Genomic DNA, 19,450 nt, shown 5'->3' on the forward strand with positions numbered 1-19,450 from the left:
TGACGGGAGAAAAGCGTGGGGAGAGGGAGCAAAAGTGGGTGGTTTCTGGGGTTGACCCTGTTGGCAGGGTGCACCTTTTATCAGCCCGAACCTTTGGTGAGCACGCCAACCTGGCCCAAAGGGTTGCCCCGTCTCCAGGTGGATCCCAAAAGTTTGCCCTTCCCCGAATTGGCTGCCCATCCCTTCGATCCTCGCGATGGTTTGGACATGACGGAAGTGGCTACCCTGGCGGTGGTCAATAACCCCGATCTCAAATTGGTGCGTGACGATTTGGGTATTGCGCGGGCTCAAGCCTTCGATGCCGGATTGTTGCCCGATCCCCAATTCTATTACTCGCCGCAGATTCCCGAGACCAGTACGCCGGGAGAAAATGTCATTGCTTTCGATGTGGGACTCAATTATGACTTGAGTGCCCTGGTGTTGCATCATGCGCGCCAGGCCACTGCTGATGCAGAAGCGCGCAAGGCGGATCTGGCCTTGCTCTGGCAGGAGTGGCAGGTGGTGGGTCAGGCCCGGCTATTATTCGTGCGCATTCGTGCCGAAGAAGGTTTGCGGGACACTCTGCAGGAAAGCCGACAGATTGCGGTACAACTTCAGCGCCGTGAAGAAGGCGCTCTGGCTCAGGGGAACCTGACTGTGACGGTGCTGAGCGTGGATGCTACGGTGCTGCAGGGGATCGAACGTCAGATCAGCGATACGGAATTGGTGCTGTCCCAGAATCGGATGGCTCTGAATGCCTTGCTCGGTCTGGCCCCGGAAACGGTGCTGAATCTGGTGGGCGAGGCCAGGGTACCGATTCTCGATGCGGCGGCGGTGCGCGCCCAACTGCCGACTCTCCCTCAACGTCGCCCTGATTTACGTGCCCTGGCGGCGGGCTATGATGCCCAGGATCAGCGTTTGTGGCAAGCCATTCTGGGTCAGTTTCCGGCCATCAATTTCGGCTTGCTCAAGGCCCGTGACAATAATGGCACCAATTATCATGGTTACGCCGTGAGCACCAATCTTCCTATCTTCAATCGCAACCGCGGAGTGATCGCCATTGAGAAGGCCACCCGCCAGCGACTGCACGATGAATATCAACTGCGCATCAATACGGCACAACAGGAAATTGCTCAGTTGTTGTCAGATTTGGCCCAACTGGAACACACGCTCCGTGCCCTCGACGAGAACCTGGCCTTGCAAACCCAGGTTGCCCGACAGTCCGCGCTGGCCTTGCAAGCGGGGACGGTGGATTTGTCGGCCAACGCACTGGTGCAGGAAACGCGCCTGGTTAAATTGACAGAAAAAATTACGCTCGAACAGGCCATGCAGGAAGAGCGCGTGGCACTCGAGACGCTGGTGGGAGGCGAGTTTCCCTACAAGGAGTTGAAATGAATCGGTTCGTAACCAGACTGTGGATGCTGGCGATGGTTCTGAGCGTCGTCACTGCCCAAGGGGAAGAAGAAGGCGTGGTACAAATTCGTACCCAGCCTTTGCAGCGTCAAGTCATGAGTTTTACGGTAACGGGCTATGGTACGGTAACTTCGACACCGCGCAATACTCAAAGCATTGCCTTGCCCCGTGCCGGGATGGTGGATCAGGTACGGGTGACGCCCGGACAGAGGGTGGCCCAGGGGGAACCTCTTTTCGAGTTCGTAACGGACCCGACCAGCGTAGTGGGTCATACCCAGGCGCAGACCACGTGGGACTTTGCGCACAACGAATATGCCCGTCTTCAACGGCAGTACGAGCAACAACTGGTTACGGTCAGCCAACTGGAGGCCGCCCGCAAGGCACTACGCGATGCCGAAAGTGCCTTGCGGGCCCAGGATCGGTTGGGGGCAGGCAGTGAACGGGTGACCGTTGGCGCCCCTTTTGAGGGTGTGATTCTGACTCAAAGCGTGGCACAGGGCGAACGCATTCCAGCGGGGACCACCATTTTGCAATTGGCGCGACGAGCGCAGCCTCAAGTTCAACTGACACTTCCCGTGGAGGAAGCCGGACAAGTGCGCGAGGGCATGCCGGTCACCCTGACGCCGCTCTTCGGGCCACCACAATCCTGGCACGGAACCGTGGTGGCCCTCCAGGGCATGATCAATGCCCAGACCCAGGGGGTGGACCTGTGGGTTCGACTGGATCCTGGGGTTGATCCGGTTCTGGGTATGAAGGTGCGCGCGACACTGGAGGTGCGGACCCAAACCCTGTGGACCGTACCGCGCTCTGCGGTGCTGCGCGATGAGGCGGGGGAGGCGTACCTTTTTCAGGTACAGGAGGGTCATGCCCATCGGGTGGCCGTGACTGCCTTTGAAAACGGTACCATGACCGGGGTGGAAGGGGCCCTGAACCCAACCTTGCCGGTGGTGGTGGAGGGCAATTATGAATTGGCCGACGGCATGGCCGTGCGTGGGACTGGACGATGAACTGGGGTCAATGGGTACGCGCCCACCGGCGGTCCCTGCTGTTTTTTTTGCTGGCACTGGTGATTGCCGGGAGTGTGACGGCCTTTCGATTGCCGGTCACCCTCTTTCCCCAGGTGGATTTTCCTCGGGTGGAAGTGACCCTCGATGCAGGGGATCGACCGGCCGAACAGATGGCCATGCAGGTGACCATTCCGGTGGAGGAAATGGTACGCCGGGTGCCAGGGGTACTGTCGGTTCGTTCTACCACCAGTCGGGGCACGGCAGAAGTTTCGGTGAACTTTCCCTGGGGGCGCGACATGACCGTGGCGACCATGCAGATCGATGCGGCCATTGCGCAGATTCTGTCCACCCTGCCTGCCGGGACCACCATGCTGACCCGTCACATGGATCCGACGGTCTTTCCCTTCATGGCCTACAGTCTGACATCGGATCGGGTGCCCCTTACGGCGCTGCATGATTTGGCGCAATATCAGTTGCGTCCACTTTTGTCGGGGGTGGAAGGAGTGGCACGGGTTCAGACCGTAGGGGGGGCCCAGGAGGAGTACCGGGTCACCCTTGATCCGGGTCGGTTGCAGGCCTGTGGCCTGACCGTGGCGGATGTGGCGCGGATCCTGGGAGCAGCCAACGTGATTTCGGCCATCGGTCGCCTGGAGGACCATTACAAGTTATATCTGGGGATTTCCGATACGCGCCTGCAGACCTTGGCGGACCTCCGTCAGACCGTACTGTTGAGCAGTCCCGGTGGAGTGGAGCGGGTCGGGGATGTGGGCGTGGTCTCCATCGGGACCACCCCTCAGTGGATTCGGGTCAACGCTGATGGGCGCGAAGCTGTTTTGCTGAATGTCTATCAGCAACCTTCGGGCAACAGTGTACAGATTTCCCGCGCCATCGAGCAGCGTATTCGGGCGTTTCATCTGCCGCCCGGAGTTAAACTGGCGCGCTGGTACGACCAGAGTCAACTGGTGTTGCAGGCTGCTGCCAGTGTGCGCGACGCGATTTTCATCGGCGTGGCTCTGGCAGCGGGTATCCTCCTTCTGTTCCTGCGCAATCTCAAGGTGACGATCATTGCCTTGCTGGTGGTTCCCGCTGTCTTGGCGACTTCCATGATCCTGCTCAGAGTGCTGGACATGAGTTTCAATATCATGACTCTGGGCGGAATAGCTGCCGCAGTGGGACTTATCATCGATGATGCCATCGTCATGCTGGAACATATCGTCCGTCGTCTGCGCTCCAGCCACGAATTGACCCATGAGCGGGTGATGAGCGCGGCGCGGGAGTTTGCGGCCCCTCTGGTGGGTTCCTCTGCAGCTACCATGATCATCTTCATTCCTCTGGCATTTCTCGACGGGGTGACAGGCGCCTTTTTCAAGGCGTTGTCCCTGACCATGGTGATCTGTTTGTTCCTGTCCTTTTTGGTAACCTGGCTGGCTGTTCCTCTGCTGGCGGATATTTTTCTTGGTCACCGGGATGCGTTTCAGGAAGAAGGGGGGCGTCTGACCCGCTGGGTGCATGATCATTATGATGCCCTGATGCGCGGGTTGTTTCGGCACCCCTCAAGGGTTCTGCTGTTCATTCTGCCGCTGTTGGGAGCCGGGGGCCTGGCCTGGGAGCGGCTGGGTTCGGGGTTCATGCCCACCATGGATGAAGGGGGCTTCGTTCTCGATTATCGTTCTCCACCGGGAACTTCGCTGACTGAAACCGACCGCCTGTTACGCCAAGTGGAAGCCATCATCAAGGCGGACCCCAACGTGGAGACCTATTCCCGGCGCACCGGAACGCAATTGAGTGGCGGGGTCACCGAGGCCAACGAAGGTGATTTCTTCATCCGTCTCAAAGCCCAACCCCGCCAGCCCATTGAACAGGTCATGGATCGAGTTCGCCACGAGGTGGAAACGCAGGTACCGGGCCTGGAAATCGAATTGGACCAGTTGATGGAGGACATGATCGGGGACCTGACCTCGGTACCCGAACCCATCGAGATCAAATTGTATTCCGATGATCCGGAGGTCTTGCAGGGTGTCGCCGTGAAAACCGCAGCGGCCATCAGCAAAATCCCCGGGGTGGTGGATGTCAAGAATGGCATCAATCCGGCGGGAGATGCCCTGGAAATTCATGTGGATCGGGATCGGGCTGCTCTGGAAGGGGTGGATCCTGCCATGGTGACGGGGCTATTGTCGGCCCAACTTTCCGGGGTGGTGGCGACTCAGGTGCAAAACAGTTATAAAATGATCGACGTGCGGGTGTGGATCCCGGAGCCCCTTCGAACCAATGTGTATCAGGTGGAACGACTGATGCTGCGCGCACCGGATGGTCATCTCTTTCCCTTGCGGAGGATTGCTACCCTGCGTAGCGTCAATGGGCAACCCGAAATCAATCGTGATAACCTGAAGCGAATGGTTGCAGTGACGGCGCGCATCAGTGGGCGTGACATGGGATCGACCCTGCGCGCAGTGCAAAAGGTCATGGCTTCTGTCACCTTGCCGGTGGGGGGGTACTATGAGTTGGGCGGGTTGTATCAGCAACAGCAAGCGGCGTTCAAGGGTCTGGTGCAGGTTTTCCTGGCGGCGGTGGCCTTGGTGTTCCTGTTGTTACTGGCGCTTTACGAGCGTTTTCGTATCGCCCTGGTGGTCATGCTGATGCCCCTTCTGTCCTTGGCGTCCATTATGATCGGATTGTGGCTGACGGGCATCGAAATCAACATTTCGGCCATGATGGGGATGACTATGATCGTGGGCATCGTCACGGAAGTGGCGATCTTTTACTTTTCCGAATGGTGCAGTCTCGATCCTGGTTTGGACCGGCAAATGGCCCTGATCACAGCCGGGAAGAATCGCTTGCGTCCTATTGCCATGACCACCCTGGCGGCTATTCTGATCCTGCTTCCTCTGGCGCTGGCTTGGGGAGAGGGGGCGCAGATGCAGCAGCCCCTGGCCATTGCGATCATTTCCGGGATGATGGTGCAGTTGCCCTTGGTGCTGGTGGTAATGCCCCTCCTGTTTTATGTTTTGACGTCACACCGTTTTGAACTGAAGCGGAAGCCGCACCCCTGATGCGTATCCTGTTGGTGGAGGATGACGACATGATCGCCGAAGCGGTGTCTTTGGCCCTGCGCGACCATGCCTACGCCGTGGATCGGATTTCTGATGGGTTGGCGGTGTCGGGGACCTTGCAGCACAGTGACTATCAGGCCGTGCTGCTGGATTTGGGGCTGCCTGGCCGGGATGGACTGGAGGTTTTGCGACGCCTGCGTCTGGCGGGGCAGCGCCTGCCTGTCATCATCATCACGGCCCGGGATGCCGTGGAGGATCGGATTGCCGGTTTGGATTACGGCGCCGATGATTATCTGATCAAACCCTTCGATTTGAATGAATTGCTGGCCCGTCTGCGTGCTGTCATCCGCCGTCAGGGAGGACAGGCCTCGCCCCTTCTGAGCAATGGCGACGTGACCCTCGACCCGGCCACGCGCGAAGCCGGGCGGGGGAAGGTTCGAGTGGTTCTGAGTGCACGGGAGTTTGCCTTGCTACAGGCACTGCTTCTGAACCCCGGACATATTTTGACCCGCCATGAACTGGAAGAACAGATTTACGGCTGGAACGAAGAGGTGGAAAGTAATGCCGTAGACTTTCTGATTCATGGGGTACGGCGCAAATTGGGGGCGGATGTCATTCGCAATGTTCGAGGGACGGGTTGGCGTGTGGAACGCCGATGAAGCGGTCACTGCAGGGACAGTTGTTGCGCGCGCTGGGGGTGACGATCCTGGTGACGGGCGTGCTGACCGGGATGGTTTCCTTCCGTTTTGCCTATGACGAAGGCGAAGATTTTCAGGATGATACCCTGCGTCAGATCGCTGCCCTGGTGGATACGGAATTTCTACGTCAGAACAGCGGACTGGGGCTTCCCATCGACCGTGACATCGATCCGGAGACCCGCATTTTGGTCAGCGTGTTGCCATCCAGGCAGGTTCCCTGGATTTCCTCCGATTTGTCTGCGGGATTTCATACTGTTCAGGGTCCGGAAGGGGAATGGCGGGTATTCATTCGTCCGGGTACCCAAGGCAAGATTGCAGTGGCCCAGGTCATTGATGCGCGGGACGATCTGGCGCTGCACAGCGCCCTCTGGACCCTCGTGCCCCTGCTGCTGCTGCTGCTGCTGCTGATGCTGCTGGTGGCGCATGTGGTCCGTCGGGAACTGGCCGTCTTGCCGCGCCTGGCCCGAGAACTGGATCACCAGTCGCCGGAGCAACCGGAACCTCTGAGTGCCCAAGCCATTCCGGCTGAAGTCGTGCCCTTCATGCTCTCCATCAATCGGTTGCTGGCACGCATTCGTACGTTGATGGAAGCGCAGCGTCGTTTCATTGCCGATGCTGCCCATGAGATGCGCAGTCCGTTGACGGCCTTGCTGCTTCAGGTTCAGAATCTGGAGCAATCTGCGCCGATCTCTTTGTCCGGACGGATAAAACCGCTCAAGGAAGGCATTGTGCGCACCTGCCAACTCGTGGAACAGTTGCTGAGCCATGCGCGCAGTCAGGTGGGGTCGACACAATGGATTCCGGTTTCCTGTTTCCAGTTAGGGCGCACGTTGGTGAGCGATTTGATGCCGCTGGCCGAGGCTCGGCACATGGACCTGGGACTGGAGTGTCCAGAAACCCTGGAAGTGATTTCGGATCCCCAGTTGCTGCCCCTCATTCTGCGCAATGCTCTGGACAATGCCTTGCGTTATGCCCCGGAGGGCAGTGAAGTGACCTTGCGAATCAGAATCGAGGGGCCCTACGGTGTGTTCGAGGTGGAGGACACCGGTCCGGGTATTCCAGAGGATGAAAAACTCCGGGTATTCGAGCCGTTTCACCGGGTGATGGGATCCAATGTGGCCGGCAGCGGATTGGGGTTGACCATTGCCCGCGAGGCTGCTCAGCGTTTGGGGGGTGAGGTGAGCCTGCAGGATCGTGTTGTCGGGAGAGGACTGATTTTTCGTTACTGCCAACACCTGAAACGGGATTTTCCTCCAGTGACTGGACGGGATAATCGGGATGCCCTATAATGAGCAGGCTTGAAACACGATCCGTAGGCGCGTAGCTCAGTTGGTTAGAGCACCACCTTGACATGGTGGGGGTCGTTGGTTCGAATCCAATCGCGCCTACCAAATTCCTTTCCGTTTTGCCCTACGATTTTTTCTGACCCATTGAACCGGGTAAGGGGAACTCTTTGCCCGGTAACGGCTCGAATCCGGTAGAATGTGCAGTCCACCTCTCGGTGAGAGGGCTGTTTCGCTGACAATACAACCAAACCCTACAAGGAATCATGATGAGCGCCAAAGGGCAACTGTTACAAGACCCGTTTCTGAACGCACTCCGTAAGGAGCATGTCCCCGTTTCCATCTATCTGGTCAATGGCATCAAGTTGCAAGGACAGGTGGAATCCTTTGATCAATATGTGGTACTGCTCAAAAATACCACGACCCAGATGGTCTATAAGCACGCCATTTCCACAGTCGTCCCGGCGCGGAGCATCACCCTCCATACCCCGGAACCCGGCGCCGAAGATTAACTTCATGACGGATTTGGGCCCACTTCTGGGTCGGGGTCGTGCCTCGGCGCGTACCAAGGCAGGGCAGGGTGGCCTGGAACGTGTGTCTGAGGAGGTATCAGCCAATGCCCAACGTGTGCTGCTGGTCCGCCTGGTTCTGGGACGTGGCCCTGTAGAGTTCTCTCTGGACGAGTTGCAGCGCTTGGCACAAAGCGCCGGTCTTACAGTGGTGGGCTGGATGGAGGGCCGCCGCGAGCGTCCCGATCCCTCCACTTTCCTGGGGTCGGGCAAGGTCGAGGAAGTGGCGGCACGGGTTCAGGCCGAGGCTATCGGACTGGTTATCGTGGACGATGAACTGTCCCCTGTGCAGGAGCGCAATCTGGAACAGCGCCTGGGTTGTCGAGTCATTGATCGGACCAGTTTGATTCTGGATATCTTCGCCCAGCGCGCACGTAGCCACACCGGTCAGTTACAGGTGGAACTGGCTCAGTTGAAGCGTTTGTCCACGCGCCTGGTGCGGGGCTGGACACACCTGGAGCGGCAGAAAGGAGGAATCGGGCTGCGCGGACCAGGAGAAACCCAACTGGAGACGGACCGCCGTTTGCTGGCAGTGCGCGTCAAAACCCTGCAATCCCGTCTCGTCAAGGTGCGCCGTACCGTTCAGTTGCAGCGCCGTGCGCGACAACGGGCTGGGGTACTGAATGTCTCTCTGGTGGGGTATACCAATGCGGGCAAGTCTACGCTCTTCAATCGCCTGACACAGGGTGACAGTTATGTGGCAGATCAGTTATTTGCCACCTTGGATACCTTGACCCGGCGCGTGTATCTCGCGCCGGGTCTGCAGGTTACCCTCTCCGATACGGTAGGTTTCGTGCGCCGTTTGCCCCATACTCTGGTGGATGCGTTTCGTGCCACTCTGGAAGAGACACGGGAGGCGGATCTACTGGTGCTGGTGGTGGATCATGCCGATCCCGAGCGTGAGGCCCAGATCGAGGCGGTCAATCTCGTATTGGCGGAGATAGGTGCAGATCAGGTCCCTCAGTTACGCGTTTATAACAAGGTGGACTTACTGGCCCAGGAAGGCGGGCGGATAGAACGGGATGCCTGTGGTACAATCTCGGCGGTTTGGGCCAGTGCGCTCACAGGCATGGGCCTGAATGAGATCAGGCAAGCTTTTCTGGAACGGTGCCAGTCCCCAGGCAGGCCGGGTGAATTACCGGTCCTTCAGGAAACACAGGATAGTCATGGCACATAAAAATTTCCGTTGGTGGATTTTCAATCAGGGGCCACCCGATCTTGACGAGGTGTGGCGGCAGTTTTTACGTCGTTTCAAAAAGGGAGGGGCGGGAACCGGTTCGCCACCTCCTCGTCCCGGCAAGGGAATGCCCTCGATTCCCTTGCCAACGCCCGAACGCATGGTCCTGATTGGAGTGGCGGTGGTAGCGGTTATTTGGCTGCTGTCAGGGTTTTACATCGTGGATGCGGGGCGGGTAGGGGTCATCCTCCGTTTTGGCAAGTTTCAGGAACTGACAGGGCCTGGCCCTCACTGGCACATGCCCTATCCCATCGAGGCACAAGCGGTGGGGAGTCCGCTCAATGTGGCGCAGGTACGTACGGTGGAACTGGGGTACCGAAATACCCTCAAGTCCAAGGTCCTGCATGAATCTCTCATGCTGACCGATGACGAAAATATCATCGACAATCAGTATGCCATTCAGTACACCATCAAGGATCCCAAGGAGTTTCTGTTCAATAACCGCAATCCTGATGGGGCTGTGGTTCAGGCCGCTGAAACTGCCATTCGTGAAGTGGTGGGACGCAGCAAGATGGACTATGTGCTGTATGAAGGACGTTCCCAGATTGCAGCAGAATCAGAAAAATTGATACAGCAGATCCTTGATCGTTATCATACCGGTATTGCCATCAGCAAGGTCAACATGCAGAATGCCCAGCCCCCCGAACCCGTTCAGGCGGCTTTTGATGATGCAGTCAAAGCCGGACAGGACCGTGACCGACAGAATAACGAAGGGCAGGCCTATGCCAACGATGTCATTCCCCGCGCACGGGGTGCGGCTTCCCGTTTGAACGAAGAGGCCAAAGCTTACGCACAGCGCGTCGTGGCACGGGCTGAAGGCGATGCCAGTCGTTTCAACCAGGTATTGGTGCAGTACCTCAAGGCGCCGGAAGTCACCCGCCAGCGCCTCTATCAGGACATGATGCAACAAGTATTGGCTAACACCAGCAAGGTTGTAGCTGACCAGAAATCGGGGACGGGTCTATTGTATCTGCCTCTGGATAAATTGATCCAGGCCAGTGCCTTGGCCAATTTGGCGGGTTCCGATTCAAGCGGCGCAGGTACCCCATCCCCGGTGGGAACAGGGACAGCCAATTCTCCTCAGGAGACCCCACCCGAGAATGACTTGCGCGGACGTGATGCCATGCGCAATCGGGAACGGGAGGTACGGCCATGAAACAGAATTGGGGCTTGGGCATTGTTTTTATTGCCGGATTGGCTCTGTTGCTTTCTGGATCCCTGTATACGGTCAACCAGATTCAGTATGCGGTGGTTTTTCAATTGGGCGAAGTGGTGGCCGTCCGGACCCAGCCGGGTCTCTACTTCAAATTTCCCCTGATTCAGAACGTACGTTTGTTCGATAACCGTATCCGTACTTTGGACAACAATGATCCGGAGCGGTTTATCACGGCTGAGAAGAAACCTCTGCTGGTGGATTATTTCGTCAAGTGGAAGATCGATGACCCCAAACAGTACTATGTGAGCGTGGGCGGCGATGAACAGCGTGCCAAGATTCGCCTGACTCAAACGATCAATGATGACCTGCGTGCAGCCTTTGCCAAACGTACGGTGCATGAAGCGGTATCGGGGGATCGTGAATCCGTCATGGAATCCATGCGTCAGCGGGCGGAAAAAGATGCCCAACAGATTGGGGTGCACGTTCTGGATGTGCGCATTCGCCGTGTCGAACTACCCCCGGAGGTGACGGAATCGGTATATCGGCGCATGGAAGCGGAACGCAAGCGGGTGGCCAACGAGTTGCGCTCCACCGGTGCAGGCGAGGCGGAAAAGATTCGGGCCGATGCGGATCGTCAGCGCGAGGTGATTTTGGCCGATGCTTTTCGTACAGCCCAGGAAATCAAGGGGGGCGGGGATGCCAAAGCGGCCGCCCTCTACAGTGCGGCCTATGGAAAGAACCCCGAGTTCTACGCTTTTTACCGTAGCCTGGAAACTTATCAGCAAGGCTTCAAGAGCAAGGCAGATGTATTGGTTCTCGATCCTGCTGCGCCTTTTTTTCGTTATTTCAATTCTCCCGCAGGGGCGGGTTCAGCGCCCCTCAAGCACTGACCATGGAAGTGTTGCTGAGAACCTTTGCACTGGTCTTGGTACTGGAAGGGATTCTTCCTTTTCTGGTTCCCGAACGATGGCGTCAAACGGTGATCCGGCTGAGCCAGATGAGCGACCGTCAAGTTCGTTCCTTTGGTTTTGGCGCCATCGTGCTGGGGGTTATCCTGTTTCAATGTGTGGTCTGGGTGACGGGCTAGGGCCCCTATTTCGGAAAGGAGAATCATGACCTATCGCTGGCTGTTGCCTGATCATATCGAAGATTTATTGCCAGAATCCGCCTGGTGCCTTGAAGGCGCGCGTCGTCTGTTGCTGGATACCTTGCGGGGACGGGGTTATCAACTCGTCATTCCACCTCTGGTGGAATTTGTGGAGTCCCTGGCAGTGGAGGCAGGGCAAGAACTGGGGCCTTTGACTTTTTCTTTGGTGGATCCTCTTTCCGGGCGTCAATTGGGGTTGCGCTCTGACATGACATTGCAGGCTGCACGCATCGATGCCCATGGCATGAATCATCAGGGCGTCAATCGGTTGTGTTATGCGGGGGCCGTGGTGCATACCCATCCAGAGGCACCGACCCGTTCCCGGGAACCTTTTCAGGTCGGGGCGGAACTGTATGGCGTGGTTGGTCTGGAAGGCGATCTTGAAATTTTGAACCTGCTATTGGCCTGTCTGGAGCAACTGGGTCTGAAGGAAGTGCGTGTGGATGTGGGACAGGTGGCCCTGTTTCGGCGGATGGTCGAACAGGCCGGATTGAATCGCAGTCAGACTGCGCAGGTGACCGAGATTTTGCAACAACGGGATGTACCTTCCTTGAAACGTTGGGCGCATGCTTTGCCAGCCCCGTGGAACTGGCGTTTTTCTGCCCTGGGTGAGCTCAATGGTTCACCCGGACAGGTTCTGGAAGCAGCGCGTCAGGCATTGGCGGGATGGGCCGATCTGGAATCCATGTTGGCCCCCCTCGATGCCGTTCAACAACATTTGCCCGCCCATACGGCCTTGTCTTTCGATCTGGCAGAATTGCACGGTGTCCATTACCATAGCGGACTGGTTTTTGCTGTCTATTGTCCGGGATTTGCCGAGGCCGTGGCGCGGGGGGGGCGGTATGATGATATCGGTGAGAGTTTTGGGCAGGCGCGTCCAGCCGTGGGGTTCAGTTTGGATCTCAAGGCGCTTCTGCCCCGGTTGAAAACATTCCAATAAACAAGGGAGCAAGGCGCGCATGGCACGCAATGTGGTAGTGGTGGGAACCCAATGGGGCGATGAGGGCAAGGGCAAGCTGGTGGACTGGCTGACGGATCGGGCTCAGGGAGTCGTGCGTTTCCAGGGGGGGCACAATGCGGGTCATACCCTCGTCATCGGTGGACGTAAAACCGTACTCAGTTTGATTCCAGCCGGGATTCTGCGGGATACGGTGACGTGCTATATCGGTAATGGCGTGGTTTTGTCACCCACTGCCCTGATGCGCGAGATTCAGATGCTGGAAACCTCGGGGGTGGATGTCTCCTCACGCCTTTTGATCAGTGAGGCCTGCCCCCTTTTACTTTCCTACCATGTGGCCATCGACAAGGCGCGTGAGGAAGCGCGGGGAGAAGGGCGCATTGGTACCACAGGACGAGGGATCGGCCCGGCCTATGAAGACAAGGTGGCGCGGCGCGGATTGCGGGTTCAGGACATATTTCATCCTGCCCGTCTCGAGACAAAATTGCGTGAGGTACTGGATTACCATAACTTTGTTCTGACCCGGTATTTTGGAAAGGAAGCGCTGGATTTGGAGAAGGTCAAGGATGAGGCTCTCCAGTGGTCAGATCGGCTACGTCCCCTCGTGACCGATGTGTCGCGATGTTTGCACGACGCTCAACGGAACGGACATAACCTGCTGTTTGAAGGGGCTCAGGGAACCTTGCTGGACATTGATCATGGTACCTATCCCTTTGTGACTTCCAGTAATTGCGTTGCCGGCGCTGCTTCACCGGGTTGTGGCGTGGGTCCACAACAACTCGAGTACGTGTTGGGAATTACCAAGGCTTATACCACCCGCGTGGGTTCTGGCCCGTTTCCCACGGAACTCGATGATGAGGTGGGACGTCGTTTGGCGACACGGGGACACGAGTTTGGCGCTGTGACGGGGCGGGCGCGTCGTACGGGTTGGTTTGATGCCGTGGCTCTCAAACGCGCCATCCAGATCAATGGGGTGTCCGGTCTTTGTGTAACCAAGCTGGATGTCATGGATGGGTTGGAAACCGTCCGGATCTGTACCAGTTATCGGCTGGCAGATGGACAATCCTGTGATATTTTGCCCTTGGGGGCAGAACTCCTGGAGAGTTGTCAGCCGGTGTATGAGGAAATGCCTGGCTGGAGTGAGTCCACCATGGGTATGGAACACTACGATCAGCTTCCGCTCAATGCGCGCCGTTATCTGGAACGTTTGGTGGAGATTTGCGAAGTGCCCATCGACGTAGTGTCCACTGGCCCGGATCGGCGTGAAACCATCGTTCTGCGTCACCCCTATGATGCCTGAGAGTCAACTGACTTCTTCGCTCGATCATGAATTGCGTACCCCCCTGGCTGCAATCCAGGGGTTTGTCGCCCTCCTGCAGGAAGGGGGAGGGAGCGCTTCTGAGGAGCGGGAATACCTCCTGCTGATCGCTCGTTCTGCGCAACGGTTGCAGACGTTGCTGGACCAGCATCGGGTCTTTTTGCGTCAGATCCGGACAGAGGTGGACTGATCAGGTTCAGGTGCGTTCAGCGCACCTGACTTAGGGGGTGGACACCGGGAAAATCGCGGGTTTTCGAGATCCGGCAACGGTGTGCATGGTCCTGGATCTGGTCGAAGGGGACCGGTTTGGGAAGGATGGGGACGCCCTTGGGAAATTTTGGGTGTTGTGCCACTTCCTGCGGATCCAGACCGGTGACCACTAAAATACTCATGAAGGTGAGGCTGGGAATGGTGGGGAGGGTATGGAGCATTTCGAATCCATCCATACCGGGCATGAGCAGATCGGTGATGAGCAGATCCGGGGCGTGCTGTCCCATCTGAATGAGCGCATCGTAACCGTTGCGTGCTGAACGCAGATGTAGTTTCATCGGCCACAGTCGAGCTTGGGCCAGGTACAATGTGCGCAGGGCCTCGTCATCTTCCACGATCAGGATTTCAAAGGGAGCGCCTGCGGCGATACTAAGCGGATTTTGTTCCCGTTTCGAGACCAGATTTTCCACGGAGGTCCGGCAGATTCGACGGTGTCCGCCACGGGTTTTCCATGCTTCGAGAATTCCCTGTTCCACCCAAAGTTGCGCCGTACGCAGGGAAACCCCCAGTCGTTTCGAGGCTTCACGGGTGGTGCAGTAGGATTTCAGAACCTGGTCCTGATGAGACATTGTGCGAATCTCGCCAAAAACCTGCAGACCGGCTAAGGTCGATATGGTATAGTTCGTTTCGGGAATTTTCCCACAATTTTTGGTGCCGAGAAGAGGACTCGAACCTCCACAGTGTTGCCACCGCCAGGACCTGAACCTGGTGCGTCTACCAATTTCGCCATCTCGGCCCTACAAGCCCACGCATTCTATAGGATCTATAAACTTTGTCAACCGAAAAATCACTCCGTGCCCAGGATCCATTTTTGGAGCGGGAACAAGCCCAATATGACGAGCCTTTGCCCAGTCGTGAATATATTCTGCTGATTCTGGAACGGGAAGGGATACCTCTGACGGTGGAACACCTCGAGCGGCTGTTGTCCATCCGGAGTCAGGAGCGGGATCCCTTTGGGCGTCGGTTGCGTGCGATGGAACGGGAAGGCCAGTTGATGCGCAACCGCAAGAATGCGCTGTGCCTGCCAGCCAAACTGGATTTGGTGCGGGCGCGGGTGGAAGCTCATGCGGAAGGCTTTGGTTTTGCACTGCGGGAGGACGACGGCCCGGATATCTTTCTCAGCCCCAAGGAAATGACGCGGGTCCTGCATGGCGATCGTGTCATGGTACGTCCGGTGGGAACGGATCATCGGGGCCGCCCCGAAGGCGTGATCGTGGAGGTGCTGGAGCACGTCAATACCCATTTGGTGGCCCGTCTTGCCAAGGAGCATGGGGTGCTCTTTGCCGTGGCGGAGAACCGGCGTATCCACCAGGATATTCTGGTGGCGCCGGGGCAGGAAGGAGGAGCAGAACCCGGACAAGTGGTCATGGTGGAGTTACTGTCCCAACCCAGTCGTCAGTCTGAACCCGTGGCCCGGGTCACGGAAATTCTGGGGCGCTACGCCGACTCCGGCATGGAAGTGGAGATTGCCCTGCGCAAGCATGATTTGCCTCATGTTTTCGGGCCTGAAGTGGAAGAGTCGGTGGCCCGTCTGCCCCATGCAGTGATGCCGACTGATCTGGAAGGGCGGGAAGATTTACGCGCTTTGCCCTTGGTCACCATCGATGGGGAGACGGCACGGGATTTTGACGACGCGGTGTATGCGGAACGTCAGGGTGAAGGATTTCGTCTGGTGGTGGCCATTGCAGACGTATCGCACTATGTACAACCGGGTGATGTTCTGGACCAGGAGGCCTATTCTCGGGGTAATAGCGTGTATTTCCCGCGCCGGGTCATTCCCATGTTGCCTGAGGTTCTGAGCAACGGATTGTGTTCTCTCAATCCCGAGGTGGATCGTTTGTGCATGGTCTGTGATTTGCAGGTTTCTTCTCAGGGGGAAGTACTGGGGTACCGTTTTTATCCTGCGGTGATGCACTCCAAAGCACGTCTCACCTATACCGAAGTGGCAGGCATTCTGGCGCATCCCCAGGCTCCACCGCCGGCACGGCGCCCTTTGGTGCCCCATTTGCTGGCTTTGGATGGGGTTTTTCGGGCTTTCCTGATTGCTCGCCAGAAGCGTGGCGCCATTGATTTTTCCAGCGCGGAAACCCGCATGATCTTCGATGATTTCGGTAAGATCGAAACTATCGAACCGGTGGAACGCAATGATGCCCATCGCCTGATCGAAGAGTGCATGCTGGCGGCCAATGTTTGTGCGGCAGACTTTCTGGATCGGCACCACCATGCCACCCTTCTGAGGATCCATGCGTCTCCCGCCCCCGAGCGCATCCAGGCAGTGCGAGACTTTTTAGGGGAATTCGGTCTGCATTTGCCCGGCGGAGAGAAACCTCGCGCAGCAGACTATGCGCAACTGATCCAGCGCATTGCAGGTCGCCCTGATCAACGCCTGCTGGAAACCGTCCTGCTGCGTTCCTTGCAACAGGCGCAGTACAGCCCGGAGAAAATCGGTCATTTCGGATTGGCCTACGATGCTTATACTCACTTTACCTCGCCGATCCGGCGTTACCCCGATCTGCTGGTACACCGCGCCATTCGAGCCGTGCTGGGTGGACATGCCTATACGCCACGCACGCCCTGGAAGGACATTGGGATTCACTGTTCCTACACGGAACGACGGGCCGATGAAGCGACGCGTGAGGTGGAAGGCTGGCTCAAGTGTTTCTTCATGAAGGATCGGGTGGGAGAAGTGTTCAATGGCTCCATCAGTTCGGTGACGCACTTTGGGTTGTTCGTAGCGCTGGATGAGGTCTATGTGGAAGGGTTGGTACACATCTCGGAACTGGGTTCGGACTATTTTCATCATGATGCAGCTCGCCATCAATTGCTGGGTGAACGCACGGGTAAGCGCTATCGCTTGGGAGATCGTCTGCGGGTGCGCCTGGTGCGCGTCGATATGGAAACCCTCAAGATCGATTTCGTGCCGGCAGAGGAAGAAATTCCTGCGGGAAAGCCGACCCGTGCGAAGCGCAAACGCTGAGCGAAAACCTGTAGAGGTCGTTCGAAACTCTGGCCCATGGGGTGGAGGGTAAGAGCGGCAAGTTATAATCGACCTTTGGTCGATGTGAGAGAGTGTGATGTCAAAATTTCAGTTGTTGTACGGTTTTCATGCATTGACCAGTCGTTTGCGTCATCACCCCACTTCCATTCATACCCTGTATGTAGATGGCGAGCGCCAGGATGCGCGTTTGCGCGAGTTTCTTGCCCAGGTTACGGCAGCGGGTCATCATCCTCGCATGGTGGCAGGCGAAAGGCTCGACCGCATGGCGGGGACTCGCCGTCATCAGGGGGTGGTGGCCGAGGTGAGCCCCATCCATGCGGCCCTCGATCTCGATACGGTGGTGGACGAAGCTGGAGCAGACCTTCTGATTCTGGCCCTGGACGGGATACAGGATCCGCATAATCTAGGAGCTTGTCTGCGGGTGGCCGATGCCATGGGGGTACATGCGGTGGTGGCGCCGCGTGACCGTTCCGTTGCCCTGACGGCCACGGTGGCCAAGGTGGCCTCTGGCGCTGCGGATACCGTGCCCTACCTGACCGTGACTAATCTGGTGCGTACCCTGCGTGATTTGCAGGACCATGGTGTTTGGGTGGTGGGAACGGATGATCAGGCGGAAACGGATTTGGAAGGAACCGCCGTGGCGCAACCCATGGTGTGGGTACTGGGGGCGGAAGGAAGCGGTTTGCGGCGTCTCACCCGTGAGGCCTGCGATCAGCGTGTGCGCATTCCCATGCTGGGTTCGGTGGAATCCCTCAATGTCTCGGTGGCGGCGGGGATTTGTCTGTATGAAACGCGGCGACGTCGTCCGCACAGCAGCGCATCGGATCCCGGTTGATGCGCTGGGGAAAATGAGATAGAATCCAGCCTCCCTCAACCCCTTGTCGAAGAAAATGAGTTTCTTCGATTGAGTCGCTCCAGGCGATTTCATCCATAAGGAGATGTTATGCGGCATTATGAAGTTGTATTTATCGTTCACCCAGATCAAAGCGAACAGGTTTCAGCCATGGTGGAACGTTATCGTGGTCTGATCACCCAGGGCGGCGGAACCATTCACCGTCTCGAAGACTGGGGGCGGCGTCAATTGGCCTATCCCATCCAGAAAATTCACAAGGCGCACTATGTGTTGATGAATGTGGAGTGCGAACCTGCAGTTCTGACCGAACTGGAAAATGCTTTCCGCTTCAACGACGCGGTGTTGCGCCATCTGACCATTCTGATGAAGGATGCGGTGACCACTCCCTCACCCATGTTGCGGGAAGAGAAACGGGCCCCCCGTGAAGATCGTGAAGTGGAAAGTGCGGAAGTCGTGACTCCTCGTTGAACCGTAATATCGTCGTAGTGAGCGGCGCGGTGGTGAAGGTCGAACCCCTGCGTTATACGCCCAGTGGCTTGTCCGTTATCGAGATGATTCTGCACCATCGGTCGACCCAGCAGGAAGTTGGGCATGAGGTGGTTACGGAATTCGAGATCAGAGTCTGGGTGGCCGGGGACATGGCGCACCGTCTCAGTACAGTTTGCGTCGGGCAGCGGTTGGTGTGTCGGGGCTTTTTGGCTCCCCCCAGTCGTCAGAGCCGACAGTTGGTCTTGAGGGCCAACACTTACCAATTGATTGAAGGAAATAGAGATCATGAGAGCGAATAAAAAGGATGCCAAAAAGGATACTCGGGGGGGCAATCGCGGGGGAATGTTCCGCCGTCGTAAGTTCTGCCGTTTCACCGTGGAAAAGATCGAATGGGTAGATTACAAGGATGTGGAAATTCTGAAAGATTTTGTCAATGAAAACGGCAAGATCATTCCTGCCCGTATCACTGGCACCAAATCCCGTTTTCAGCGCCAACTCGGTACCGCCATCAAGCGTGCCCGTTTTCTGGCACTGATGCCCTACACAGACCTGCACTAAGGAGAGGAAAGATAATGGAAATCATCCTCATGGAAAAAGTGGTCAACCTCGGCCAACTGGGCGATATCGTCAAGGTCAAGGAAGGCTATGCACGTAATTTTCTGATTCCCACGGGGAAGGCCAAGCGTGCCACGACCCATAACAAGGAAGCCTTTGAGGCACGCCGTGCGGAACTGGAAAGGGTACAGACCGAATTGTTGGCCCAGGCTCAGGCACGGGTTGAAAAAATGACCGGACTGCGGGTGCAGATCGCCCAGAAAGCCGGGGTGGACGGACGTCTGTTTGGTTCTGTCACCAATCATGATATTGCCACTGCCCTGCAGGCTCAAGGATTTGACACCCATAAGTCTGAAGTTCGGTTACCCAATGGTCCGCTCAAGATGATCGGGGATCATACCGTTGTTTTGTCCCTGCACAGCGATGTGACAGCGGACATTACGGTGGTGGTTGTGGCCGAGTAATTTCCC

At 57.3% G+C, this 19,450-nt stretch carries 20 protein-coding genes and 2 tRNA genes; 20 read left to right on the forward strand and 2 right to left on the reverse strand.

Annotation, left to right across the window (positions count from 1 at the left end):
* Window positions 1-15 precede the first annotated feature (15 nt).
* The 14 genes from HO274_RS12645 to HO274_RS12710 all read left to right on the forward strand — a co-directional run bounded on the left by HO274_RS12645 (window position 16) and on the right by HO274_RS12710 (window position 14,005).
* A complete protein-coding gene (locus HO274_RS12645; RefSeq protein ID WP_035417492.1) occupies window positions 16-1,374 on the forward strand; it encodes a TolC family protein in 1,359 nt (452 codons plus the stop codon).
* On the forward strand, window positions 1,371-2,399 hold the full coding sequence (locus tag HO274_RS12650) for an efflux RND transporter periplasmic adaptor subunit (protein WP_273120192.1): 1,029 nt from the start codon (window positions 1,371-1,373) through the stop codon (window positions 2,397-2,399). The genes HO274_RS12645 and HO274_RS12650 overlap by 4 nt, the downstream gene beginning before the upstream one ends.
* Complete coding sequence (locus HO274_RS12655) at window positions 2,396-5,449, forward strand: efflux RND transporter permease subunit (RefSeq protein WP_273120194.1); 3,054 nt, start codon at window positions 2,396-2,398, stop codon at window positions 5,447-5,449. Before HO274_RS12650 ends, HO274_RS12655 begins: the two co-directional genes overlap by 4 nt.
* Window positions 5,449-6,108, forward strand: a complete 660-nt coding sequence (locus HO274_RS12660; RefSeq protein ID WP_273120197.1) for a response regulator — start codon at window positions 5,449-5,451, stop codon at window positions 6,106-6,108. The genes HO274_RS12655 and HO274_RS12660 overlap by 1 nt, the downstream gene beginning before the upstream one ends.
* Window positions 6,105-7,436: an ATP-binding protein gene (locus HO274_RS12665; RefSeq protein WP_051861742.1), complete on the forward strand. Its 1,332-nt coding sequence runs from the start codon at window positions 6,105-6,107 to the stop codon at window positions 7,434-7,436. Before HO274_RS12660 ends, HO274_RS12665 begins: the two co-directional genes overlap by 4 nt.
* A gap of 25 nt (window positions 7,437-7,461) precedes the next feature.
* Window positions 7,462-7,538, forward strand: a tRNA-Val gene (locus tag HO274_RS12670).
* Between the two features lie 161 nt (window positions 7,539-7,699).
* Entirely contained in the window at window positions 7,700-7,942 is a 243-nt protein-coding gene (hfq, locus tag HO274_RS12675) for an RNA chaperone Hfq (RefSeq protein WP_031595092.1), read from the forward strand.
* A 4-nt stretch (window positions 7,943-7,946) separates the two neighbouring features.
* Entirely contained in the window at window positions 7,947-9,176 is a 1,230-nt protein-coding gene (gene hflX, locus HO274_RS12680) for a GTPase HflX (protein ID WP_082783415.1), read from the forward strand.
* Window positions 9,166-10,392 (forward strand): FtsH protease activity modulator HflK, encoded by a 1,227-nt coding sequence (hflK, locus tag HO274_RS12685; protein ID WP_031595089.1) that lies wholly within the window; start codon window positions 9,166-9,168, stop codon window positions 10,390-10,392. Before hflX ends, hflK begins: the two co-directional genes overlap by 11 nt.
* Window positions 10,389-11,282 (forward strand): protease modulator HflC, encoded by an 894-nt coding sequence (hflC, locus tag HO274_RS12690; RefSeq protein WP_031595088.1) that lies wholly within the window; start codon window positions 10,389-10,391, stop codon window positions 11,280-11,282. Before hflK ends, hflC begins: the two co-directional genes overlap by 4 nt.
* A gap of 2 nt (window positions 11,283-11,284) precedes the next feature.
* Window positions 11,285-11,479 (forward strand): DUF2065 domain-containing protein, encoded by a 195-nt coding sequence (locus tag HO274_RS12695; protein ID WP_031595086.1) that lies wholly within the window; start codon window positions 11,285-11,287, stop codon window positions 11,477-11,479.
* A 25-nt stretch (window positions 11,480-11,504) separates the two neighbouring features.
* Complete coding sequence (locus tag HO274_RS12700) at window positions 11,505-12,479, forward strand: ATP phosphoribosyltransferase regulatory subunit (protein WP_273120203.1); 975 nt, start codon at window positions 11,505-11,507, stop codon at window positions 12,477-12,479.
* Between the two features lie 19 nt (window positions 12,480-12,498).
* Window positions 12,499-13,797: an adenylosuccinate synthase gene (locus tag HO274_RS12705; RefSeq protein WP_031595083.1), complete on the forward strand. Its 1,299-nt coding sequence runs from the start codon at window positions 12,499-12,501 to the stop codon at window positions 13,795-13,797.
* Window positions 13,787-14,005 (forward strand): histidine kinase dimerization/phospho-acceptor domain-containing protein, encoded by a 219-nt coding sequence (locus HO274_RS12710; RefSeq protein WP_082783414.1) that lies wholly within the window; start codon window positions 13,787-13,789, stop codon window positions 14,003-14,005. Before HO274_RS12705 ends, HO274_RS12710 begins: the two co-directional genes overlap by 11 nt.
* Window positions 14,006-14,021: 16 nt before the next feature.
* On the opposite strand, the gene HO274_RS12715 is transcribed toward HO274_RS12710, so the two are convergent.
* Window positions 14,022-14,654 (reverse strand): response regulator, encoded by a 633-nt coding sequence (locus HO274_RS12715; RefSeq protein ID WP_051861741.1) that lies wholly within the window; start codon window positions 14,652-14,654, stop codon window positions 14,022-14,024.
* An 80-nt stretch (window positions 14,655-14,734) separates the two neighbouring features.
* Window positions 14,735-14,821 (reverse strand) — tRNA-Leu (locus HO274_RS12720).
* 36 nt (window positions 14,822-14,857) lie between these two features.
* Between HO274_RS12720 and rnr the strand changes: the two genes are divergently transcribed.
* From rnr to rplI, 6 genes are all read left to right on the forward strand, one after another.
* A complete protein-coding gene (gene rnr / locus HO274_RS12725) occupies window positions 14,858-17,062 on the forward strand; it encodes a ribonuclease R (protein WP_273120208.1) in 2,205 nt (734 codons plus the stop codon).
* Window positions 17,063-17,159: 97 nt separating this feature from the next.
* Window positions 17,160-17,918, forward strand: a complete 759-nt coding sequence (rlmB, locus tag HO274_RS12730) for a 23S rRNA (guanosine(2251)-2'-O)-methyltransferase RlmB (protein WP_031595079.1) — start codon at window positions 17,160-17,162, stop codon at window positions 17,916-17,918.
* A 108-nt stretch (window positions 17,919-18,026) separates the two neighbouring features.
* Window positions 18,027-18,404, forward strand: a complete 378-nt coding sequence (gene rpsF / locus HO274_RS12735) for a 30S ribosomal protein S6 (RefSeq protein WP_035416863.1) — start codon at window positions 18,027-18,029, stop codon at window positions 18,402-18,404.
* Window positions 18,401-18,724 (forward strand): primosomal replication protein N, encoded by a 324-nt coding sequence (priB, locus tag HO274_RS12740; RefSeq protein WP_051861737.1) that lies wholly within the window; start codon window positions 18,401-18,403, stop codon window positions 18,722-18,724. Before rpsF ends, priB begins: the two co-directional genes overlap by 4 nt.
* Window positions 18,711-18,983, forward strand: a complete 273-nt coding sequence (gene rpsR, locus HO274_RS12745; RefSeq protein WP_031595076.1) for a 30S ribosomal protein S18 — start codon at window positions 18,711-18,713, stop codon at window positions 18,981-18,983. Before priB ends, rpsR begins: the two co-directional genes overlap by 14 nt.
* 14 nt (window positions 18,984-18,997) lie before the next feature.
* Window positions 18,998-19,444 carry a 50S ribosomal protein L9 gene (rplI, locus tag HO274_RS12750; RefSeq protein WP_031595075.1) on the forward strand — a complete coding sequence of 149 codons (447 nt, stop codon included), beginning with the start codon at window positions 18,998-19,000 and terminating at the stop codon, window positions 19,442-19,444.
* Window positions 19,445-19,450 lie beyond the last annotated feature (6 nt).

This window comes from Ferrovum myxofaciens (assembly GCF_013181415.1).
GTDB classification, from domain to species: Bacteria; Pseudomonadota; Gammaproteobacteria; order Burkholderiales; family Ferrovaceae; genus Ferrovum; species Ferrovum myxofaciens.